The sequence below is a fragment of the Streptomyces sp. NPDC088810 genome (assembly GCF_044750305.1).
Lineage (GTDB): Bacteria > Actinomycetota > Actinomycetes > Streptomycetales > Streptomycetaceae > Streptomyces.
The window spans coordinates 151777-172731 of the sequence record NZ_JBIVJQ010000014.1 but is presented as its reverse complement, the minus strand read 5'-3'; the positions used below and the strand labels follow the sequence as shown (position 1 = coordinate 172731).

The window sequence follows — 20955 nt, the reverse complement described above, 5'->3', positions numbered from 1 at the left end:
CTTCGTATCCGGGAGGGGATCGCATGACAGTGAGCGGTACGGACGGGCTGTGGGAGAAGGAGTTCCGGCAGCGGCGGGCGGACTGGCTGGAGATCAGAGCCGGGGACCTCGCCGCCGTGCTGGAGACCACCGGCCCCCAGTTGTACAAGCTGCTCCCTGCCGATCTCGGGGACCGGTCACTGGTCGCGGCGGTGACGGTCGCGCGGGTGGCCGCGGACGAGGCACGGGCCCAGCCCGTGGCGGAGACCGTCCGCTGGCTGGAGCGGCTGGTCCCCGGGGGACACCTCCACGATCTGGAGGGAGCGGCACGGGAACTGCGGTCCCGGCTCGCGCCGAGCGGCGAACCGGCCCTGTGGTCCTGGAACGCCGAGGGCTGGGAGGAGATGCTGCTGTGGCGGTGGGGGCGGGTCCAGCCGCGAACCGGCGACCCGGCCGCGGACTTCGCGGGGTGGCGGGCGCGTTGGTCGGCGGAGATCCCGTGGAACGGTGAGATCGACCGTCCGGAGTCGATGCCACGCCGACACGGCAGGCAACTCCTCACCCCCGCCGAGTTCTTCGCCGGCGAGCCGGAGCCGCTGCGGCTTCTGGCCCAAGCCGTGCTGGACGCGCCCGGCACCGCCGCCGCGGTCCAGGACGCGGTGCTGCTGCGGGAGGAGCACCTTCAGGGCGCGGGGCACCTGGTGTGGCTGGCCCAGCAGCAGGCTTGCGTCGAACAGCTCGAAGCGTGGCGCCGCAGACATCAGGCCACGGGATCGGAGGCCACGCGGGCGTTCCTCGCGGAGCTGTCCGAAGCGGTCAAGCGATACATGTCGCTCGTGCTCCAGCCGGTCATCGACGCCCTCTCCGCGTGTGAGCGAACCCTGCTCGGTGACAGCAAGTACGGCGCGCGGCGCTCTGCCGCCGACTACCTGGACGCGTTCCTCGACGCGCAGGAACAGCCCGGCCAGGACGCCTGGCGGGACGAGCGGCTCGGCGCGGACGTCGAACAGCAGGCGCGGGAGCGTCACGACCGGGGCGAGGTCACCTGGCACGGCATGCTCGGCTCGGTCCCCGTCTGGTACCGAGTCGTCACCTCCCGGGAGGAGCGGGCGGCCGCACTGGCCTACTCCGGGAAGCCGTCGACGTCCGTCGTGCGGGTCACGACCGGCGCGGCGACCCAGAGTTTGCTGTCCGACCTGTTCGGTTTCGGGGGCCCCGGGGACGAGCACGAGGAGTGGTACCCCGAACCCGGCATCGAGATCGACTACGCCCCGGACAGCGCCTTCGACCTGTGCGCTCTGCTGGCGGTCGCCCAACTCGGCCACGCGCGGCTCGAGTTCCTCGTGCGGCGCGCCGACGGTGGTTTCCGGCGTCTTCGCTCGGTGCGGGCGCGGGTCCGTGACGACGACACCGTCGCCTGGCGGCACTGGGCGCTCAAGGTGCTGTCGGAACTCGTACCGGACCCGGAGGACCTGGCGGACCTGATCGCCCGGGAGGACGACGGCGGCACGGACGAGAGCAGCGCGGCGGACGCCCGGACGCGCGCCGATGACCGTACGACGTCCGACTCCGACGGGTCCGGGTCGGGCCCCGGGCCCGCGCGCGACGGACTGCCCGAGGCGCTGCTCGGCAAGGTCAGGGCGCTGCTGCGGAAGTCGGAGAACCCGGCAGTCACCGAGGACGAGGCCCGCGTCTACCGGGACAAGGCCTACGAGCTCATGGCCAAGTACGGGATCGAGCAGGCCATGCTCGACGACGTGACCGAGGCGGAGCGGCCGGTGGACCGGATCGTCGATCTCCACCCGCCCTACGTGAAGGAAGGGCGTCGGCTGCTCGCCAGGATCGGCTACGAGATGCGCTGCCGGTCGGTGTACCCCGGCGGCAGGGACAACCGTCACCGGGTCCACCTCTTCGGTTTCCAGGCCGACATCCAGGCCACCGAGGTGCTGTTCGCGAGCCTGCGACTGCAGATGCTGGAGGGCGCGGACCGCGCGGACCGCCTGCACCGCCCGGAGGGTGAGGACGCCCGCGCCTACAAGCGCTCCTGGATGCTCGGCTTCATCCGCGAGGTGACGGCGCGGATCGGTGCCGCGCAGCGGACCGCGAGCGCCGCCGCCGAGCAGGGAAGCGAAGCGGACGGGACGGGTGGCCGCAGTGTCGCTCTGGTCCTCGCCGACCGGACGACGGTGGTAGAGGCGCGGCTCGCCGCCGAGTACCCGAAGCTGAACAAGACCCGTCCGACGAGGTTCAAGGGCACCGGCTACTGGCAAGGGGTCTCCGACGGCCGGGACGCGGACATCGGCGGCCCGGCCTTCGACCAGGAGGCCGAGGCTGCCCGGCTCATCCGCTGAACTCACGGGGTGCCGGATGCGGGACGTCGTCGTGGGCCGGGAAGATCCCGGCCCACAGCGTCCCCCTGCCGGGGTCAGGTGATCGGGCCTCCAGCCGGGAACTGCTCGCTCTCGCTGTCGTTCTGGAACTGCTGCCTCACTGTCTGCCTGACCCGGCGGCGCGCGGGGCGCAAGAGCGACGGCTGCTCAACCTTCGCACCGGATCAGCGCCCCGCGTGACCGCACGTCAGCTCATCGAGACCCACAGGAAGCCGATCCGCGCGGCCCGCGCTCACGGCGTCAGGGCCCGTCGGTGCTACCGCCCGCACCTCCGCGGTGAACAGCGGGATCCGCTTCATCCTGAGACGCGACGTCGAGAAATCGCGGACGCGACGTCAATCCGGCGGCGAGCCGACGCGGCATGATCGAAAGGCACCCGCCCCGGCGCGCGGCCCGCCGCACAGCCCGCTGCGACGGGCACACCACCACACCGGGCCGGCAGCCCGGCGGCCGTCCCCGACAGCGGCACGGGCCCCGGGTCCCGGCACTCATGGCCGTGCCCGCGCGTGCACCCGTACCCCTTCCCCTACCCGTGCCAAGGACGCTCATCATGGACCGACTGGACGTCATCGACATCTGCAACCGCATGGCCTGGTACGCGGACCAGCGTGCCTGGGACGCGCTGGCCGGGGTGTTCGCCGACAAGGTGACGCTCGACTACACCAGCCTTAACGGCGGCGAACCCGTCACCCTCGCCCCCGCGCAGATCGTCGACGGCTGGCGGACCGGCCTCGGTGTGTACACCGCCACCCACCACCTCCTCGGCAACCACCTGGTCGCCGTCGACGGCGACCAGGCGGTGTGCACCGCCGCCTTCCAGGCCACCCACCGCAAGGCGGACGACTCCCTGTGGACGCTGGGTGGCACCTACCGTTTCGACCTGGCCCGCACCCGCGGTGGATGGCGCATCGCCGGCGTCGTGATGACCGCGATCTGGAGCGACGGGGAGCGATGAGGCGCCCGGAGGGGCGCCGGCGCCGTCCGTCGGCCACCTCCACGGCTCCCCGCCTCACCCTCGCACTCGCGCCCTGCTCGGACTCACCGATGGACCGACCGCCCACGCCACACAGGAGTACGCATGACACGCAGGACCGACGTCGCCTTCGCCGGCGAGGACGCCACCCTGACCGGCACCCTCTACCTTCCCGAGCACACGGACATTCCGGGCCCGCTGCCCGGGATCGTGGTCGCCGGCACTTGGACCAGCGTCAAGGAGCAGATGGCCGACCGGTACGCGGAACGGCTCGCCGAGCGCGGATACGCCGCGCTGTCCTTCGACTTCACCGGCTTCGGCCAGTCGGGGGGCGTGCCGCGTGACGTCGAGGACCCGGCCCGCAAGGTCCGCGACATCCACCACGCGCTCAGTTTCCTGGCCGCCCACGAGGCGGTCGACGGCGACCGGATCGGCGCACTCGGCATCTGCGCGGCCGCGATGTACATGTCGGACAGCGCCGCCGGTGACGCCCGGGTGCGATCCCTGGCCCTCGTCGCCCCCTGGCTGCACGACGCCGCCGTCTGCGAGGACGCCTACGGCGGCGCGGAGGCCGTCGCCGAACGGGTCAAGGCCGGCCGGGAGGCCCGCGCCCACTACGAGGAGACCGGCGAGGTCGCATACGTCCCGGTGGTCTCCGCGACCGACGAACGCGCCGCCATGCCGTACGAAATCGACTTCTACCTCAACCCCGCGCGCGGCGGCATCCCCGCCTGGCCGAACCGTTTCGCTGTGATGTCGTGGGCGGACTGGCTCACGTACGACGCCATCGCCCTCGCGCCCCGCATCGGGCAGCCCACCCTGCTGGTGCACAGCGAGGACGCCGCGATCCCCGACGGTGCCCGCCGCTTCCACGCGGGGCTCGCCGGCCCCAAGGACATCCTGTGGACGCAGGGCACGCAGTTCGACTTCTACGACTCCGAACCCCAGGTCACCATCGCCGTCGACACCGTGGCCGCGCACTTCGCCCGGACGCTGCGATGATCCTCGTCACCGGAGCCACCGGAAACGTCGGCGGCGAGGTCGTCCAGGCGCTCGCCCGCGCCGGAGAGCCCGTACGTGCCCTGGTCCGCAAGCCCGCCGATGTGCCCGCCGACCAGGTGGTCGGAGATCTGAACGAGCCTGACTCGCTCGGTCCCGCCCTCGACGGCGTACGGGGCGTGTTCCTGCTTCCCGGCTACCGCGACATGCGTGGGCTGCTCGCCCGTATGCGCGGTGCCGGGGTGGAACGCGTCGTCCTGCTCTCCAGCTTCGCGACCGTCGCCACCGACACCGACAACGTCCTGTCGGAATTCATGATCGACTCGGAGACCGCGGTCAGGGAATCAGGCCTCGCCTGGACGGTCCTGCGGCCGAACGCCTTCATGTCGAACGCGCTGCGCTGGCTGCCGCAGCTCCGGGCGGGCGATGTGGTCAGGGACGCGTTCGGCGCGGTGCCGGTCGCGTCGGTCGACCCGTACGACATCGCCGCCGTCGCCGTCCGAGCCCTGCTCGACCCCGGCCACGAGGAACGGATCCACCCGCTCAGCGGCCCCGAACCGCTGCTGCCGGCCGAGCGGTTGGCCGTCCTGGCCGAGGTCCTCGGGCGCGACCTGCGCTTCCACGCGCTGTCGGACGAGGAGGGCCGGGCCGACATGGCCGCGGCGGGCGTGCCGGAGCCGTACATCCGGGCCTTCTTCGGTTTCTACGGCGACGGCACCCTCGACGAGTCGCAGGTCTACCCGACCGTCGAGCGGCTGACCGGCAGCCCGCCCCGCACCTTCCGCCAGTGGGCGACCGCACACCGTGCGCAGTTCACGGCCGATCGGGAGCCGTGAAGCCCCCGGGAGCCCGGTCCAGGAAGACGGCGACGGAGCTGATCCGGCCGTCCTCGTCGAGGTGCAGGACGTCCGTGCCGCGGTGGCGGAGGATGCGCGGCCGATCCGCGCACGGCGGAGCCGATGCGGGCCGGTGACCGCCCAGCGCCCCTGTCGTCGTGGCCCGGCGCGCGTGCGCGGAGCCCCTGGCTTCCGGCGAGGGGCTCCGTCGTCGGTGCGGGTGCCTTCAGCGGGCGACCAGGCGGTCAGCAGACGACAGACGACGTGTGCGTTCGACCGCTGCGTACGGCCGGGGTCCTCAGGCGTCGTCGAAGTCGGTGCTGCGGCTGACCGACTCCCAGGCCCGGGTCTCTTCCCGGGCGGCCTCCGCGTGGGCACTGATCGCCTCGAACGCGTCGTGGCCCAGGGCGAGCCGGAGCGGGGTGTGCTCGCTGTCAAGCGCCTTCAGGATGGCGGCGGCCGCCTTCGCCGGGTCACCTGCCTGCTTGCCGTCGCTGTCCGTCAGGCCCGTACGGACGGCACCGGCGGTCGCGGCGTACTCCGGCATCTCGGCCGTCTGCTGCAGCGCGTCACCGCCGACGAACGAGGTGCGGAACGAGCCGGGCTCGACGATGAGCGCCTTGATGCCGAATGGGGCGACCTCGGCGGCGAGCGCCTCCGTCAGCCCTTCCAGGGCGAACTTGGTCGCCGAGTAGGCACCGACACCGGGGAAGGACAGCCGCCCTCCCATGCTGCTCATCTGGACCACGGCACCGGACTTGCAGCTCCATCAGGTCTCGGAGTGCCTGGTCGCTTGTGTCCTCCACGGCGCCCACCAGAGCGCGCCCCGCGTTGTTCACCAGGACGTCGATCCGGCCGAATCGCGCGATCACGTCGGTGACGGTCGCGTCGACGCCGGTGGCGTCCGTGACGTCCAGAGCCACCTGGATCAGCCGGTCGGGGTACGTCGTGGCGAGGTCGTCGGCGGGCCGCCGCGGCACTGCCCGATCTTCGTCGGGCCGTGTTGCCGTTCCGTCCACACCGTCTTCTCACTTTGTCCCAGGCCCCCTCCTCGGCTGCTCGCTCCGGCAGGCCGTTGCGCGGTAGTCGCGCGGGGAGAGCCCGTACGCGGCGCGGAAGGCCCGGGTGAAGTGGGAGGCACGGGGCATGCCCCACCGGGTGGCGAGCGCGTGGATGGGCCGGTCGCGCAACGCTGGGTCCGCGAGGTCGGCGCGGATCCTCTCCAGCCGCTGGGTGCGGATCCAGGCGGCGACCGTCTCGCCCGGGGTGTGTTCGCCGAAGACGCGGTGCAGGTGGCTGAGGGAGATGTGGTGCGCGGCGGCGACCCTGCTCGGGGTCAGCTCCGGGTCGGGCAGGTGCTGCTCGATGAAGGTCCGGATGCGCCGGCCGAGGATCTCGTACCGGGTTTCCGCCGGCAGGGCGGCCTCGGCGTCCAGGGCGTGGGCGAAGAAGGCCGAGACCAGGTCCAGCGTGACCGTGCCCAGGCGGGGCCCGTCGGCCGGCCGCAGCACCTCGGCCTGCCGGTCCAATCCCGTGAGGAAGTCCGCCAGGAGCAACCCCGGGCCGGTCCGAACCGACAGCCCGTGCCCGAGCACCCGTTCCACCTGCCGCTGCGGCAAGGGCAGCAGGTTCTTGGGCAGGTCCACGCCCACACCGGCGACCACACCCGGCCGGCCCTCTGCCGTGGCGGCCGAGGTGTACGCATGCGAGGTGCACGCCTGCCGACTGGCGTCCACGAGAACGTCACCGGCGCCTATCGTGGCCGTCCCCCCGCGCTCATGGACCAGCGTCAGTCTGCCGTCAGTCAGCAGGGACAGGTGGTAGAGCTCGGCGTCGTCCCGCCGGATGCGCCGCTGTGTCCGCCGGAACGTCGCGGGCGAGAACGCCGTCCGCCACACGGTCACCGGCCCCAGCTCCATCACCCGCAACTGGGCCCGGAAGTCGGCGGTATGGGGACTGCTGGCGTCGTTGGCCCGGCTCTGGTCGATCAACTCCCGCCAGCGGTCGAACCGCTCGCCGACGGGTACGTCCTCGCTGCGGAATACCGTACCGATCACTGCTGTGCTCTCCGTCCTCCCCGATGGGCGCACGTCCTGTGGGTGGTGAACGCCGTGACGGACTCCAGGATGAGGCCGTGCTGGACGAGGAGGTCCACCCACAGGTGTGGCGTCCGTACCCACATGTGCACCAGGTGCTCCACTTCAGTGTCGGGCAGCCACAGGATTCGCAGGTGTGGTGACACGGAGGTGGCGGGACCGGGGCCGTAGGAGTCGGTGCCCAGGCGGTGAAGAGGAGCCGTCCACCGGGCCTGGGTCTCCGTGCCGCCCCTGCGCGCACGGTGCGCTCCAGCCGCAGCCGGGCCGAGCGCCCGCGCAGCGTCAGAGTCACGGCGAGATCGGCGGACCAACGGGGGAGCGCCGCCCACTGCTTCCGGTCCCCCCGGCGCAGGGCTTCGCCGAACCGGGCCAAGCGCCGCGTCCCACGCCTCGGCGTCGTGCACGAGATGCGGCAACAGCCAAGGCAGGGACCCTGTGAGCGGGGGAGCGCGGCCCTATACTCCCCAGCGTGCCATCCAACGGGGAGTTGTCGACGCACGGCAGGCCGCTCCGGTTCGCCGTGCTCGGCCCGCTCCAGGCCTGGCGCGGCGACGTGCCGCTGGACCTCGGTCCGGTACGCCAACAGGCCTTGCTGGCGGCGCTGCTGCTACGGCTGGGCACCACCGTCAGCAGGCAGCAGCTGCTCGACGGTGTATGGGGCCCGGACCCGCCGGGCACCGGCGCCAAGGTCATCCCGGTCTACGTGCACCAGCTGCGCCGGCGTCTGGACCCGGAAGCAGGGAGTACCTCCGCATCCGTGATCGTGACCGACCGTGGTGGCTACCGCTTCGATGCGCGAAGCGTCCGGACCGACGTGGCCCGATTGAGGGAGATCGTCGAAGAGGCCCACAGCGCCCGGGATTCGGGTGATCTGGCCACCGCGGTGAGCGCGTGGTCCGCCGCTTTGGACCTGTTCCACGGTGAACCCCTGGCGGCGCTCCCCGGGCCGTTCGCCGAGGCGGAGCGTCTACGGCTGTCGGAGTACAGGCTCGTGCTGGTGCGGGACAAGGTGGAGTGCCAGCTTCGGCTGGGCCGCCACGCCGAGGTCGTCGCGGAGCTGTTCGCTCTGTCCGCGACGCACCCCCACAACGAGTCCGTGGCCGCCCTGTTGATGCGCGCCCTCTACGCCGCCAACCGGCAAGCCGATGCGCTGTCCGTCTTCGCCAAGGTGCGCCGCCGTCTGGTGGCGGAACAGGGAGCGGAGCCGGGCGGTGAACTGCGGCGGGTGCACGAGGCGGTGCTGCGCGCTGATGACGTTCTCCTCGTCGGCGCACCCCCGCCGGCAACCCGATCGACAGACCGGCGACCGCAGGCCGCGCGCCCCCTCCGGCGCCTGCGGGACGAACTGCCGGTCGACGTCGCCGGTTTCACCGGGCGCAACCACGAGCTGGACGCGCTCCTCGCGCCGGTGGACGAGCAGGCGGTGACAGTCCGTGCGGTGGACGGTATGGCCGGAGTCGGCAAGACCGCGCTCGTGGTGCGCGCAGCGCGGGCGGTCCGCGACCGTTTCCCGGACGGCTGCTTGTTCGTGGACCTGGGTGGTCACCGGCAGGGACGGGAACCAGCTGTGCCGGAGCGCGTGCTGCGCCGATTGCTGCGGACGGTCGGCGAACTCACGGAAGGCGACGGCGATCCCTCGGGTGATGTCGAGGGCCTGGCGGCGTCCTGGAGAGCGGCCACCGCCTCCCTCCGGCTCATGGTGGTGGTCGATGACGCACGCGCCGCACAACAGGTGCGCCCACTGCTGCCCGCCGGTCCGGGCAGCCTCGTGCTGGTGACCAGTCGCCGGCGGCTGACCGGGCTCGACGTCGATCGCAGGATTTCACTGGCGCCACTGGAGACGGACGAGGCGGAGGCCTTGCTGACCGGTGTCGTCGGCGGCACGGGGTCCGATCCGGAGCGTGCCGCGCTGCGCGAACTGGCTCGCCTGTGCGACCGGCTGCCGCTGGCTCTGCGGGTCGTCGGGGCTCGGATGCAGAGCCGTCCGCTGTGGGCGCTGGAACGCATGGTGGTCCGGCTGGCCGACGACGAGCACCGTCTCGCGGAACTCGCGGTCGAGGACCGCAGCGTGGAGGCGGCCTTCCAGGTCTCCTACGATCAGCTTCCCGGCGCGCAGCGTCGGGCTTTTCGCGTACTGGGTCTCTCGCCCACCGTGAGTTTCGATCGGCTGACCCTGGCCGCCCTGCTCGGCCTCACCCCGTCCGCCGCCGAGCGCGTCCTGGAGAGCCTGGTCGAGGCGAGTCTCGTCCAGGAGGCCGTCACGGGACGCTACCGCCTGCACGACCTGGTCGCGGTCCACGCCCGGCGCGTCGCCGCCGCGCACCCCGCAGAAGTCGCCGCGGCGCGGGCCGGTGTCTTCCGGCTCTACGTGGCCGCCGCCCGCTGTGCGAGCGACTGGGGCCCCGTTGCGTTCCCCACCGGCCCGAGCGCCGACACGGCGCCCTTCGCCCACGGGGAGGAGGCGACGGCGTGGCTGGACGCGGCGGGCGGCGAACTGGTCGACGTGGTCGCCCAGGCGGCGGCCGTGGGCCATGTGGACGACGCCGGCCGGCTCGCCGAGGGATTGTGCGACTACTTCACCCGGCAGGGCCGGTACCAAGAGTGCCGGGCCGCCGTCGAGATCGTGCTGCCGCTCACGGAGCAGCTCACCGACCAGCGCATGGTCTCCCAACTGCGCACCTGCATGGGCATCGCGTACGGGCTGCAGGGTCACTACGGGCAGGCGCGCCGCTGGCTGGGCGAAGCGCTTCGGATCAGCCGCCGCACCGGAGATGCCCTCGAGCAGGCACGGGCTCTGGGTTCCCTCGGCATTTTCGCGAACGCGGCAGGGGAGCCGGCCGAGGCCGCCGTGCTCCTGGCCGAGTCCGCTGACCTGTCCCGGGGGGTGGAGGACGACTGGCTCGCCGTGATGTACCTGGCCAATGTGGGCGCCGTCCACCATCAGGTGGGAGAGAAGGACAGGGCGCAGGAGTGCTACGCGGCAGCGGTCGGTCTCGCCGAGAGGATCGGCAGGCCCCGGATTCTGAGCAAGACGCTCTTCCGTATGGGTACGCTCCAGCTGGACCGCGGGCACCACGCGCAGGCCGCCGAAGCGCTGACCAGGGCAGCCGAACTCGCCGAGCGCGTCGGGGACATCCCCCTCCTCGCTGCGGTCCTCGGCAGACTCGCCGCCGCAGAGCAGTGCCTGGGCAACCCGGCCGGAGCGGCCCGCTTGCACGCCGAGGCGCGCGCGGCGGTCGGCGGACGGCCCGGCGCCGGGCTGAAGGCCGAGATCCGTAACCGGTTGGGCTGGCACCAGGCCGCGACGGAGGACCTCGTCCAGGCGCGCGACCGGTTCGAACGGGCCGTCGCCCGCTCCCGCACCGCATCCGGAGAACCCGCGTAGGCCCGCATCCGTCACCAGCGGCTGTTCCTCATCTCCGTGCCGCACCGCTGCCGCCGCATCCGCCCGATGAACCGGGATTTCACCGGTATTTCATCGCCCCTTGCCAGCATGGAGTCGTCGCTCACCGTATGAGCCGCGCCTGCATCCACGACGAAGAGGATCCACATGGGGCTGTTACATGCCTGGCGTATGCAGGAACTCGTTCCGGACGCCAGAACCGCCTAGTTCAGATCCACTTCATGCGACGAGAGTGAGCACGAACCCGGAGACCCTCCTACGGAGAAACAAGCCCCCGAACAGTCGGAAGCGAAGGAGACGAACGATGACGACGCGAAACGCCGGTGCGCCCTGGGGCATCACCCGCATGGCACCGTATGCCGAGACGCGGCCGGTCCCCCTGCTCACCACGGTTATCGACCCGGAGACCCAGATCGCCGTCGTGATCGACGAACACGGCCAGGCGGCCGAGCTCCTTCACCAGACGGGCAGCGGCACGTCGAGCTCCACGAGTACCAGCTGCGCCGACAGCTACGACTCGGACAGCTCGTCGGACTCCGACCACGACTGATGACGACAGGCCCGATCGGGTCGGTGCTGGTACTGACCAGCCGCCACGACGTGACCGCTGACGTGGTCCTGCGCATCCTCGCGGAACGCCAGGTCCCGGTGGTCCGTCTCGACCCCGGCACCGACCTGCACACAGGTGCCGCGCTCACCGCCACGTACCGTACCGGTGATCAACGCGGCACCTTGCGCACGCCGACCCGCGAGCTCGACCTCACCGAGGTGCGCTCCGTCTGGACACGCCGTCCCTCCCCCTACGAGGGGCCGCCCGAACTGGGCGGTCAGGAGCGCCGGTTCGCTGCCTCTCAGTCTCTGTGGGGCGTCGGCGGCGTCCTGGCGTCGCTTCCCGGAGCCCACTACGTCAACCATCCGTGGAACAACCGGGCGGCCGAGTACAAGCCGGCCCAGCTGGCCGCCGCACAGCGCAGCGGCCTGTCCGTCCCGTCCACGCTGATCACCAACGACCATGAACAGGCCCGCGAGTTCGCTGCCCAGCACTCCGGTGCCGTGGTCTACAAGCCGTTGTGGAACACGCCCTATGCGATCGGCGGCAAGGCACATCAGGTGTGGGTTCGCGAAGTGCGCCCGCACGAGATCACGCCGGCCGTGGCCGTCTGCCCGCATCTGTTCCAGGCCAAGGTGGAGAAGGCGTTCGATGTACGACTCACAGCTGTCGGCAGCCGGATGTTCGCGGTCCGCATCGACAGCCCGGACCTGGACTGGCGGCAACGGCAGTCCCTCATGGAGTGCTCGCCGATCGCCGTCCCCGCCCGGATCGCGCGCTCGGTGTCCGCGTACCTCACCACCTTCCGACTGGTCTTCGGAGCCTTCGACTTCGCCGTCACGCCCGCCGGCGACTGGTACTTCCTCGAGTGCAACCCCAACGGACAGTGGGCGTGGCAACCCGGCCCGGTGACCGACTCGATCGGCCGTGCCATCGCCGACGAACTGCAAAGGGCCTCGGAGCATGAGCCGGCCCGTGCCGGCAAGCCACCGGTCACCGTGCAGGAGGACGGTGACGTTCCAAAGCCGCTGTAGGCCTCGGCGTCCGTGCAGCAGGTGCCGGTCCCCGAAGGTGCTCCTGGGCGTCATACGATGCCGCGTCCCTCGGTTCGTGGACTGCTGCGAGCGGATGCGTGGGCCCGTCGGATGCTACGGCGAGGTGGGCGGTTGTGGGGAGCGGAGCACGAGCAGGGTGATCTCGCTGGGGGCGAAGACGCGGAACGGCGGGCCCCAGAAGCCGGTGCCGCGGCTGGTGTAGAGGAGGGTGCGGGTGCCGTGGTGGCTGAGGCCGGCGAGGGCGGGCTGGTCGAGGCGGACGAGGTGGTGGAAGGGCCAGATCTGGCCGCCGTGGGTGTGGCCGGAGAGTTGGAGGTCGATGCCGGCGGCTGCCGCCCGGTCGATGAACTTGGGCTGGTGTGCCAGGAGCAGAACGGGCAGGTCGGGGTCGGCGCCGTTCAGGGCTCCGGCGAGGTGGGCGCGGTGGCCTGCCAGGCCGGATGACTCGGCGGTGACGTCGTCCACGCCGGCCACCACGAGGGTGTCGCCTCCGCGTTCCAGCAGCAGATGGCGGTTGCGCAGCGGCTCCCAGCCCAACTCGTCCATCAGGTCGACCCAGCCCTGGGCCTCGCTGTAGTACTCGTGGTTGCCGGTGACGTATACGCGGGCATGGGTGGCCCGCACGGTGCCGAGGGGGGTGGCCTGGGCACGGCGGCGTTCGGCCGTGCCGTCCGCGATGTCGCCCGTGTGACAGACCAGGTCGGCTTCCAGAGCGTTCACGGTCTCGCACACCCGTGCCGACCAGCGGGCGCGATCGAGTGGGCCGTAGTGGGTGTCGGTGATGAGGACGACGCGGAGGCCGTCCAACCCGGCGCCCAGCCGGGAGAGTTGCACGTCGAGTCGGCGCACGCGTGGCACGCGGCGGGCCTCGGCGTACCCCCAGGCGAGCAGTACGGCGGTTACGCCGAGGACGGCCCAGGTGACGATTCGGGCCCGGTCCTGACTCTCGCCGACGCCGGCCACGGTCAGGGCGAGCCGCAAGAGGACGCCGAGCAGAACGGACCAGATGAACAGGACCCAACTCGTGCCCAGCAGGGTGTCACCGACGATCGCCGCCCCGTCCTGCTGACGCCGGCCGTGGCCGCGCGCCATTGCGAACGGCATACCGACGAGGCCGAGGACGAACAGGGCGGTGCCGACCAGCGTGACGGGCAGCGGCCAGTGCTGGCCCGTGTGCAGGAGCACCCAACAGGGCACGGTCCACAGCAGGACGGGAGCGATCAGGGGGATGTAGCGCATCAGGCGGTGCAGTCGGCTCCGCCGCGGTGCTTGCGCTTCACCCTCGGCTGGCCGGGTGTTGCTGGTGTCGGTCACCCTTCCCCCTCCCTGACCAGGCTGCCGTCTCGCGCACTGTATCCGGTCACCCTCGGGCCGGCCGGACCGGCGTTCATGGACGCGGCCTCTCGGACCGCAGGGTTCTCTGCAGGATGACAACAAAGCAGGCAGGGAGCCGTCTTCCAGGAGTTCAACATGCTGCGCACCATGTTCAGGTCCAGGATCTAGCGTTTGGGCGTTTTCGCAGGTCAGGGCCCTGATGGCCGCACCCGGGTCAGCGAAAGGTCAGCATCGGACCGGACGGTGTCCCGTGTGCTGACCTGCCACTTTTGGCATGGGCCTGCTGCGCCGCCCGACGCCCGCTCGGAAGGCTTGATGCGTGGCTCGACAGCTCGCCCGTGGGATGGGGTCCTTCTTCAAGGAGTGCGATTGCACCAGGCAGACCCATTGCCCGCGCTCGGTGCGGGAGGCGATGGAGCGGTACGAGGAGAAGCGCGGCACCACGAAGGAGGGCTAACTGCTGCACGGTCCGAGCGGCTACTACACGGAGCCGATGGAACGCCGTCGTGTGCAGAAGCTCTTCAAGGACCTGCCTGCAGAGGACGGTGTCGGCATGTACGGCTTCCGGCACTACTTCGCCTCGAACGCTCGGGAACGGGATATCGATCACCGACGTGGCTGAATGGATGCGCCACAAGTCGATCGAGGAGACGTATCGCACCTACCGGCATCTGATGCCGGGGAGCATCACCAAGGCGGCCCGCATCCTGGACGCCGGCCTGTGGGACGCGGCCTGAGGCCGCAGCGAAGCCTGTCTGGGCTGCCCTCCGGTTTGGGCTGCAGCGGCACGATCCAGGCGGTCGACGTCCATCAGATCGGGTGCCATCCAGATGACCACGCTTCCGGTGCGGGGGAAGATCCGCAGTGCCCTGAATCCGTGGATGCCCATCAGCCGCTCATCGACCAGCCCGGCGCTGCCCGGACGGGCCCGTACCCAAGGAACGGTCAGACGAAGCGCGGCCCGTCGCCACAGACCGTACGACCACCTCCGCATGATCAGTGCTCGTGTCCGTGATCGTGTGACTCGACGCCGACAGCGGAAGGCGGCGGTGCGGCCCCCGACGCACGACGTCGATCTGCGTCCCTTACAGCCGGGAGAGGGTGGGCGTGGTCATGCAGATCCAAGGAGAGAAGCGGCTCGTCGCAGAGCAGGATCCGTGGGTCCGTGCCGAGCGCCTGAGCGACGCGGATGCGTGTTGCTCACCGCCGGAGAGCGTGCCCATCGGTATGTCCGCGAAGTGCGTCGCCGGATCGCCCGCGGAGTGAGCGACGGCCCCCAGCGATGCCCGTCGATCCCGAGCTGTACCAGGTCGCGGGCGCGGAGCATGGTGTGGGCGGGAAGGGACTCCGGCTGGGGGACGTAGCCGATGTTTCTGCTGCCGTGCCGCGGCGCCCGGCCGAGGACTGTGACGGACCCCGCTGTGAGCTGCTGTCGGCCACTGGGATGCCGTGCCCCGCTGGCAGAACCGCCGTAGCTTGCGGACCGGCCCCTGCGCCATAGCGAAACCGGAACGGTTATCGCTTGAATTATCCCTTTGCAGGCCCCATGGATCCACTCGATCACCCAGGCTGTTCGCCCGCGACATGCCTTCATCGCGTAGCACGGTCTGGCTATGGCGCCAGCTGCTGTGAAGGGCTGGGCGCCGATCCCGAGCAGGCTCGCATCCAGTCGGGGGTGTGTTCTTCCTCGGTCTGGGCCGACCATGGATGAAGGCAGAACGCCCGCCGGTACGGCACAAGCCAAGGCGCCGAGCGGGAAGGGAAACGAGGCATGGGCACGACGGACTCCTCCCGAGCGGACGACGGCCGGTCACTGACGGGTCCTGCTGCGCCACCCAGTGGCCTGCTCGATCTGCTCAGCGTCGCCGCGGTGGTGCTGAATGCGCAGGGCCAGGTGGTCTTCTGGAGCCGGAAGGCCGAGGAACTGTTCGGCTACACCGCGGCGGAGGCGTTGGGCCAGCACGCGGCTGGGTTGACGGTCCACGAGGAGCACCGGGACGCGGTGATCAAGCTGCTCGCCGACGTCATGGAATCCGGCACCGACTGGGCAGGGGCCTTCCCGATCCGGCACAAGGACGGCAGCACCCGTCTGGTGGAGTTCCGCAACATGCGGCTGCTGGACGACCTCGGTGACGTCTACGCCCTGGGCCTTGCCGCGGATCAGGCCGCTGTGGAGCGGGTCGAGCGAGATGCCGCCCTGGCCATGCGGCTGGTGTCCCAGTCCCCGGTCGGGCTGGCCATTCTGGATCCGGACCTGCGGTACCTGGCCGTGAATCCTGCTCTCGAACGCATCACCGGCCAGTCCGCCGCCGAGCGTCTCGGCCGGCCGGTCGGCGAGGCCCTGAGCTACCTGGACACGGATCCCGAGGCCCGTCTGCGCCGTGTCCTGGAGACGGGCGAGTCGGTCGTGGACCGGCACATCGTCTGCCGTCCGCCCTCCGACCCGGACCATGAGCATGCCTGGTCCGTCTCGTACTACCGGCTGGAGGATTCAAGTGGACGGGTGCTGGGCCTGGCGTACTCCGTCATCGACGTCACCGAGCGTCACCGAGCCGCCATCGAGGCCGCACAAGCCCGGCAACGACTGGCACTGATCGCCAGAGCCTCTGCCTGCGTGGGTAGCACCCTCGACCTGGAGACGACAGCGCGCGAGCTCGCCGACCTCGTCGTACCCCTCCTGGCTGACGTGGCCGCCGTGGACGTCCTCGACAGCGCCCTTCAGGGCCGCACGGCGCCACAGACGGGCCCTGCCCGGTTCCGTGCCCTTGCCGTCCGCGCGGCCCATCGCACCGAGGCGGTCCGTGCGGCCGATCCACCCGGGGAACTCGCTGTCTACGAAGACGACCGCCTCATCTCCCGATGCGTACGCACCCGCCAACCGGTCCTGGTGCCCCGCACCACTCGTCGGGATCTGGATCACATCGCCCGCCATGGTGAGGCAGCCTCCCTTCTTGCGGCGGCCGGCGTGCACTCCTACCTGGCCGTACCACTCGTGGCCCGGGGCGAAGTCCTCGGCGCCCTCGACCTCAAACGCACCCGGAACTCCGCGCCTTTCGATGACGACGACGCCGCCTTCGCCTCGGAGTTGGCCGCCCGAGCCGCGGTCTGCATCGACAACGCCCGCGGATACCAGGCCCAGCGCCACGCGGCCCTCACCCTCCAGCGCAGCCTGCTCCCTGAGCCTCCATCGCACTTGCCGGGTCTAGACGTTGCCTGCCGCTACCAGCCCGCCGGGGTCACGAGCGAGATCGGCGGCGACTGGTATGACGCCATACCTCTGGAGGGGGACAAAACCGCCCTGGTCGTCGGGGACGTCATGGGCAGTGGCATCAACGCCGCCGCCACCATGGGCCAACTCCGCAGTACGGTCCGCGCGTTCGCTGAACTCGGCCTAGCCCCCGCAGAGGCCCTTCGTCACCTCGATCACCTGACCGAGGGCGTCGAGCAGACCATCACCACCTGCATCTACTGCGTCTACGACCCTCACCAGGGCACGTGCCAGATCTGCCTCGCCGGCCACCTGCCCCCCGCTCTCATGCCAGCCGGCCACGCGGCGCACCTGCTGGACATGCCCACCGGCGCACCGCTGGGCGTGGGCGGGGTCCCCTTCGAGGCCACCACCATCCCCTTCCGCCCCGGCGACGAACTGGTCCTCTACACCGACGGCCTGGTCGAAACCCGCAGCGAACCCATCGACGCCCGCCTGGACACCCTTCTCGACACCCTGGCCGCGACCCGTGGGCACGACCTGGATGACACCTGCAACCGCATCCTGGAGATCCTGCGGCCGCCCGGCGGGGAGGACGACGTCGCCCTGCTCATCGCCCGAGCACAGGCTGACCAATCATAGGGAGGTTTCACCCGCCTGAACCGACGGCGAGTCCAGCCGTCGGCAGCACAGGCTTCAGGTGTGCAACACAAGCGGACCGGGTGTCAGGGCAACTCCCCCCACCCCTTCAGACCGGTTGGGGCGTTACCCTCCTCGCTCCCCACCGTCGGGTGCGGTGGGCCCCCGCCAAGCGGCAGGCGGCGTAGAGGGTGAACGAAATGGTCGTGACGTAGGGGCTGATGGGGATGCTGCGGCCGAGGGCGAGCAGGATGCCGCCCTTCATCGAGACCACGGTGAAGACCACGCTGAGCAGCGGAAGCAGCACCGGGGAGGCGGTGATACGTGCGGCGGCGGCTGCCGGGGCCACGACGAGGGTCAGGACCAGCAGTGCGCCGACGACCTGCACCGAGAGGGCGACCGCCATCGAGGCCCGCGCACTGCAGTAGATAGCCCAGGCCCAGGCCCGCCGGGAGGGGGAACTCCGACAGCGCGCCGAGTTCGCCGCATCACGGGCCGTCGGCGCCCGCTCGGAGCCACTAGGCTAACCGCCGCGGGCAGCGCCGGCGTCGGTGGCGCCAGCGGGACTTTCGAGAGGGACCCCGCCGGACCGTACCGCTCGGGCAAGTCCCGCCATGGACGCCAGTGGGATCCCGTACTCCCTAGTCGCGGCCGAGGTATCCCGTGAACTGCTCGCCGACGGCGAAGTCCTTGAAGGAGAGCGGGCAACTGGCAGTGTGGGCCAAGACCTCGGCCGCTGTGGCCCCTGCGGTGAAGGCGAACGTAGGTGTAGTCAGTCCGGACACCCCCAGCCAGAACGACAGGCCGTTGAGGGGGCCACTAAGCAGCTTGCCGTGCGGAACTCGAAGACGCACGCGGGGCGTGGGTGACAGAGAGGTCTCGTCCCATGTGGTGCCGCTGGGTACCCCCCAGAGGACGTTACTTCCCATCCTCGGGTTCGGCATGAACTTCGCCCCAGTTGGTGCCTTGACCTCAAGGGTGAGGCAGATGTCGGTGAACTCCACGTCCTTATAAGCCGTTGGCACGATGACGTCGATGTACATCTCCGCATCCAAATTCGCCGGCTTGGTCGGTGGTACGACGAATTTTCGGAGCCCCGTGGTACCGATGAAGAGGATGTCAGACCTGCAGTTCGGATCTTGCTTGGTGTAGCTGGCCGTCATGGAAGCCTCCTTCCAGATGCCCGGGCACACTCACCGGGCGATACCACCTGTGGAAGCACTGAAGTGGCCGACGCCTGCGGTGCAACGGACGTTCCTGGGGCTGCGGCCCTCGCCGTTGCTGTCCCGCTTACACGGCACACTTCCATGTAAATCCCGCTGACACAGCCCTGCCAGTCGAGGGGGCGCAGGAGGATTGCAAAGTCCGTTGATCGTGCGTTGGCGCAGGTCAGTTGAGTCCGAGGACAGCCAGTGGCCGGTCAGGGGCGAGATGGACATCCTGGACCAACTACCGGCCGAGTGCGCGCAGGGCACCTATGCCACACCGGGACGGCACGACGCTCTCATTCGCTTTTCTAACGGCTCGGGCCATCTGGGGACCGATGCCCGGCTGGGCCCCGTCACGGGACTGGCGTTGAAGCTCTTCGACATCGACGGTCCAACCCTGCTGGAAGACGAGCCCGACACGCGCACCTGCGACTACGCCAACATCAACGCACCGATCTTCTTCTGCAGCACCATCGAGCACTACAACTTCATCCAGGACCTGGTCACGACCGCGCCGACCTACCTCGCCGACGGCAAGCCCGGCTTCCACCGGTTCCTGCACGACTGGGTCACGGGAAAGGGAACGCTGCCGCCCGAGGAGTGGGCATGGGAGGAGCTTCGCGCGTTCCGTACACGTGGCGCCAGAGCCCGCCTTCGCCGACAAGGTTGTGCAGCGAACTCTCGACCTAGGGTCGGCACCGGAGGTCTTCGGGCCGGTCTCGTATCCGAACTACATGAACGCCCCTACCAATTCAACATTCAGGTGCAGCTCTGTGCTGACCTGGAACAGATGCCGGTGAGGACGTCACCGTCGAATGGCCCGAGGAACTGTCCCCATCGGTCACCATGGCGAAGCTGCGTATCCCGCAGCAGGAGATATCCGGCGACGGCAACCTGAGGAAGCTGGACACTCTGTCCTTGAATCCGTGGCGGGTTACGGCAGAACACCGCCCTCTCGGCAGCATCATGCGGGTATACAAAGAGGTGTATCGCAATTCCTCGATCCTGCGCCACAAGCTCAACGACCAGGAGCGCAAAGAGCCCCACAGCGCCGACGACGTACTGCCGCTGCCGTAAGGAGGGAGTCAGCCGCCCAGATCCGCGAGCGCTCTATCGCCGGCCGCAGAGGCTTTCATCCGCCTCACGGCGTAATACGACACGCTTCAGGGGTGCAGTGCTCGTTGCAGCGCCTCGATGGCGAGTGTGCGCGCGACCGTGGTCGCCTTGGAGTCGCGGAGGCTGTCGAGCATCAGGAAGTCGTGGACCATTCCCAGCACTCGGACCGCGGTGACGTCCACTCCTGCCTCGCGGAGCTTGGCCGCGTAGGCCTCGCCTTCGTCACGCAGGACGTCGGCCTCGTCGGTGATGACCAGTGTGGTGGGAAGGCCACGGAGCTGCTCGATGTCGGCCCGCAGCGGCGAGGCATAGACTTCGGTGCGCTGCTTGGGGTCCGAGGTGTAGGCGTCCCAGAACCACTTCATCCCGTCGCGAGTGAGGTAGTAGCCGTCGGCGAACTGCTGGTAGGACGGAGTGTCGAAGTTCGCGTCGGTGACGGGATACAGCAGCACCTGGGCAGCCAGTTGCACATCTCCGCGTTCCTTGGCCATCAGCGCGAAGACCGTCGACATGTTGCCGCCCACCGAATCGCCACAGACCGCTATCCGTGAGGCATCGAGGTTCTGTTCCCCGCCGTTTTGGAGAATCCACTTTCCGACCGCATAGTTCTGCTCGATCTGAGTCGGGTACTTCGCCTCGGGGGCCCTGTCATAGACGGGGAAGACCACCGCGGCATTCGCTCCGACCGCCAGTTCGCGGATCAGCCGGTCGTGCGTCTTCTCGTCACCGAACACCCATCCGGCGCCGTGGATGTACAGAACCACAGGGAGGGTTTTCATCGTTCCCCGAGGGCGGATGATACGCGTGCGGACGTTGCCGTACTGCCCGGCGTCGATGGTCACCCAGTCCTCGTCCACCGCCGGCTTGGCCACCCCTTTCCCTTCCTGGAGACCATCGAGAATCTCGCGGCCGTTCTCCGGCGGGACCTCGTAGATGCGCGGATGTGGCGACGTGGCCTCCGTCAGCTCCCGGGCAGAGGGTTCCAGGACTGGGGTTGCGACGGATTGAGAAGCGGGCATGGTGCGCCTCCTGCCTCGGATGTAGCGGAACATGCGGCGGGCCCACCCACCTCCCATCGTCTCTCAGCAGCGCATTGGTGCAACCGCGGGACAGGACGTGAAGCCCAGGTCACGTTGGGTCGTCGAGGTTGCACCATGGCGCGGATCCA

General features: G+C 70.1%; 15 protein-coding genes and 2 pseudogenes. 11 read left to right on the top strand and 6 right to left on the bottom strand.

The genetic code is table 11. The annotated features are described in order from the left end of the window. Positions 1 to 23: 23 nt before the first annotated feature. The 4 genes from ACIP4Y_RS34125 (at position 24) to ACIP4Y_RS34110 (ending at position 5177) form a co-directional block, all read left to right on the top strand. Entirely contained in the window at positions 24 to 2330 is a 2307-nt protein-coding gene (locus ACIP4Y_RS34125) for a DUF2786 domain-containing protein (protein WP_401399814.1), read from the top strand. A 589-nt stretch (positions 2331 to 2919) separates the two neighbouring features. Then, positions 2920 to 3324, top strand: coding sequence for a nuclear transport factor 2 family protein (locus ACIP4Y_RS34120; RefSeq protein WP_401399813.1), 405 nt, complete (start codon positions 2920 to 2922; stop codon positions 3322 to 3324). Positions 3325 to 3447: 123 nt separating this feature from the next. Continuing rightward, positions 3448 to 4344: an alpha/beta hydrolase gene (locus ACIP4Y_RS34115; protein ID WP_401399811.1), complete on the top strand. Its 897-nt coding sequence runs from the start codon at positions 3448 to 3450 to the stop codon at positions 4342 to 4344. After that, the gene (locus ACIP4Y_RS34110; protein WP_401399809.1) at positions 4341 to 5177 is read left to right on the top strand and encodes an NAD(P)H-binding protein; all 837 of its coding nucleotides are present in this window, start codon (positions 4341 to 4343) and stop codon (positions 5175 to 5177) included. Before ACIP4Y_RS34115 ends, ACIP4Y_RS34110 begins: the two co-directional genes overlap by 4 nt. 298 nt (positions 5178 to 5475) lie before the next feature. Here the strand turns inward: ACIP4Y_RS34110 and ACIP4Y_RS34105 are convergent. Further along, positions 5476 to 6100: pseudogene (locus ACIP4Y_RS34105) on the bottom strand (SDR family NAD(P)-dependent oxidoreductase). A gap of 105 nt (positions 6101 to 6205) precedes the next feature. Beyond that, entirely contained in the window at positions 6206 to 7234 is a 1029-nt protein-coding gene (locus ACIP4Y_RS34100; RefSeq protein WP_401399807.1) for a helix-turn-helix domain-containing protein, read from the bottom strand. A gap of 508 nt (positions 7235 to 7742) precedes the next feature. Between ACIP4Y_RS34100 and ACIP4Y_RS34095 the strand changes: the two genes are divergently transcribed. From ACIP4Y_RS34095 to tgmB, 3 genes are all read left to right on the top strand, one after another. Further along, positions 7743 to 10658, top strand: a complete 2916-nt coding sequence (locus ACIP4Y_RS34095) for an AfsR/SARP family transcriptional regulator (protein WP_401399805.1) — start codon at positions 7743 to 7745, stop codon at positions 10656 to 10658. 322 nt (positions 10659 to 10980) lie between these two features. Continuing rightward, positions 10981 to 11226 (top strand): putative ATP-grasp-modified RiPP, encoded by a 246-nt coding sequence (tgmA, locus tag ACIP4Y_RS34090; RefSeq protein ID WP_401399803.1) that lies wholly within the window; start codon positions 10981 to 10983, stop codon positions 11224 to 11226. Further along, a complete protein-coding gene (gene tgmB / locus ACIP4Y_RS34085; protein ID WP_401399801.1) occupies positions 11226 to 12260 on the top strand; it encodes an ATP-grasp ribosomal peptide maturase in 1035 nt (344 codons plus the stop codon). Before tgmA ends, tgmB begins: the two co-directional genes overlap by 1 nt. 114 nt (positions 12261 to 12374) lie before the next feature. Here tgmB and ACIP4Y_RS34080 read toward each other — a convergent pair whose 3' ends face one another. Continuing rightward, positions 12375 to 13595, bottom strand: coding sequence for a metallophosphoesterase (locus ACIP4Y_RS34080; protein WP_401399799.1), 1221 nt, complete (start codon positions 13593 to 13595; stop codon positions 12375 to 12377). Between the two features lie 340 nt (positions 13596 to 13935). On the opposite strand from ACIP4Y_RS34080, the gene ACIP4Y_RS34075 reads away from it, so the two are divergent. From ACIP4Y_RS34075 to ACIP4Y_RS34065, 3 genes are all read left to right on the top strand, one after another. Then, a complete protein-coding gene (locus ACIP4Y_RS34075) occupies positions 13936 to 14073 on the top strand; it encodes a hypothetical protein (protein ID WP_401399797.1) in 138 nt (45 codons plus the stop codon). Between the two features lie 157 nt (positions 14074 to 14230). Beyond that, positions 14231 to 14353, top strand: coding sequence for a hypothetical protein (locus ACIP4Y_RS34070; protein WP_401399795.1), 123 nt, complete (start codon positions 14231 to 14233; stop codon positions 14351 to 14353). 1034 nt (positions 14354 to 15387) lie between these two features. After that, positions 15388 to 17466: a SpoIIE family protein phosphatase gene (locus tag ACIP4Y_RS34065; RefSeq protein WP_401399793.1), complete on the top strand. Its 2079-nt coding sequence runs from the start codon at positions 15388 to 15390 to the stop codon at positions 17464 to 17466. A 106-nt stretch (positions 17467 to 17572) separates the two neighbouring features. On the opposite strand, the pseudogene ACIP4Y_RS34060 reads toward ACIP4Y_RS34065, so the two are convergent. Together ACIP4Y_RS34060 and ACIP4Y_RS34055 are read right to left on the bottom strand one after the other, a co-directional pair. Then, positions 17573 to 17869 (bottom strand): annotated as a pseudogene (locus ACIP4Y_RS34060) (metal ABC transporter permease); the annotation flags it as partial. Positions 17870 to 18104: 235 nt separating this feature from the next. Further along, a complete protein-coding gene (locus tag ACIP4Y_RS34055; RefSeq protein ID WP_401399792.1) occupies positions 18105 to 18626 on the bottom strand; it encodes a hypothetical protein in 522 nt (173 codons plus the stop codon). A gap of 268 nt (positions 18627 to 18894) precedes the next feature. Here ACIP4Y_RS34055 and ACIP4Y_RS34050 point away from each other — a divergent pair, with 268 nt between their 5' ends. Then, a complete protein-coding gene (locus tag ACIP4Y_RS34050; protein ID WP_401399790.1) occupies positions 18895 to 19569 on the top strand; it encodes a hypothetical protein in 675 nt (224 codons plus the stop codon). 265 nt (positions 19570 to 19834) lie between these two features. On the opposite strand, the gene ACIP4Y_RS34045 is transcribed toward ACIP4Y_RS34050, so the two are convergent. Then, entirely contained in the window at positions 19835 to 20806 is a 972-nt protein-coding gene (locus ACIP4Y_RS34045; protein ID WP_401399788.1) for an alpha/beta hydrolase, read from the bottom strand. Between the last annotated feature and the right edge of the window lie 149 nt (positions 20807 to 20955).

Excerpts from the sequence above, each read along its gene's own strand:
- ACIP4Y_RS34050 (WP_401399790.1), top strand. The coding sequence starts at position 18,895 with ATGGACATCCTGGACCAACTACCGGCCGAGTGCGCGCAGGGCACCTAT.
- ACIP4Y_RS34055 (WP_401399792.1), bottom strand. The coding sequence starts at position 18,626 with ATGACGGCCAGCTACACCAAGCAAGATCCGAACTGCAGGTCTGACATC.
- ACIP4Y_RS34120 (WP_401399813.1), top strand. The coding sequence starts at position 2,920 with ATGGACCGACTGGACGTCATCGACATCTGCAACCGCATGGCCTGGTAC.
- ACIP4Y_RS34045 (WP_401399788.1), bottom strand. The coding sequence starts at position 20,806 with ATGCCCGCTTCTCAATCCGTCGCAACCCCAGTCCTGGAACCCTCTGCC.
- ACIP4Y_RS34065 (WP_401399793.1), top strand. The coding sequence starts at position 15,388 with ATGGGCACGACGGACTCCTCCCGAGCGGACGACGGCCGGTCACTGACG.
- tgmB (WP_401399801.1), top strand. The coding sequence starts at position 11,226 with ATGACGACAGGCCCGATCGGGTCGGTGCTGGTACTGACCAGCCGCCAC.
- ACIP4Y_RS34110 (WP_401399809.1), top strand. The coding sequence starts at position 4,341 with ATGATCCTCGTCACCGGAGCCACCGGAAACGTCGGCGGCGAGGTCGTC.
- ACIP4Y_RS34115 (WP_401399811.1), top strand. The coding sequence starts at position 3,448 with ATGACACGCAGGACCGACGTCGCCTTCGCCGGCGAGGACGCCACCCTG.
- tgmA (WP_401399803.1), top strand. The coding sequence starts at position 10,981 with ATGACGACGCGAAACGCCGGTGCGCCCTGGGGCATCACCCGCATGGCA.
- ACIP4Y_RS34125 (WP_401399814.1), top strand. The coding sequence starts at position 24 with ATGACAGTGAGCGGTACGGACGGGCTGTGGGAGAAGGAGTTCCGGCAG.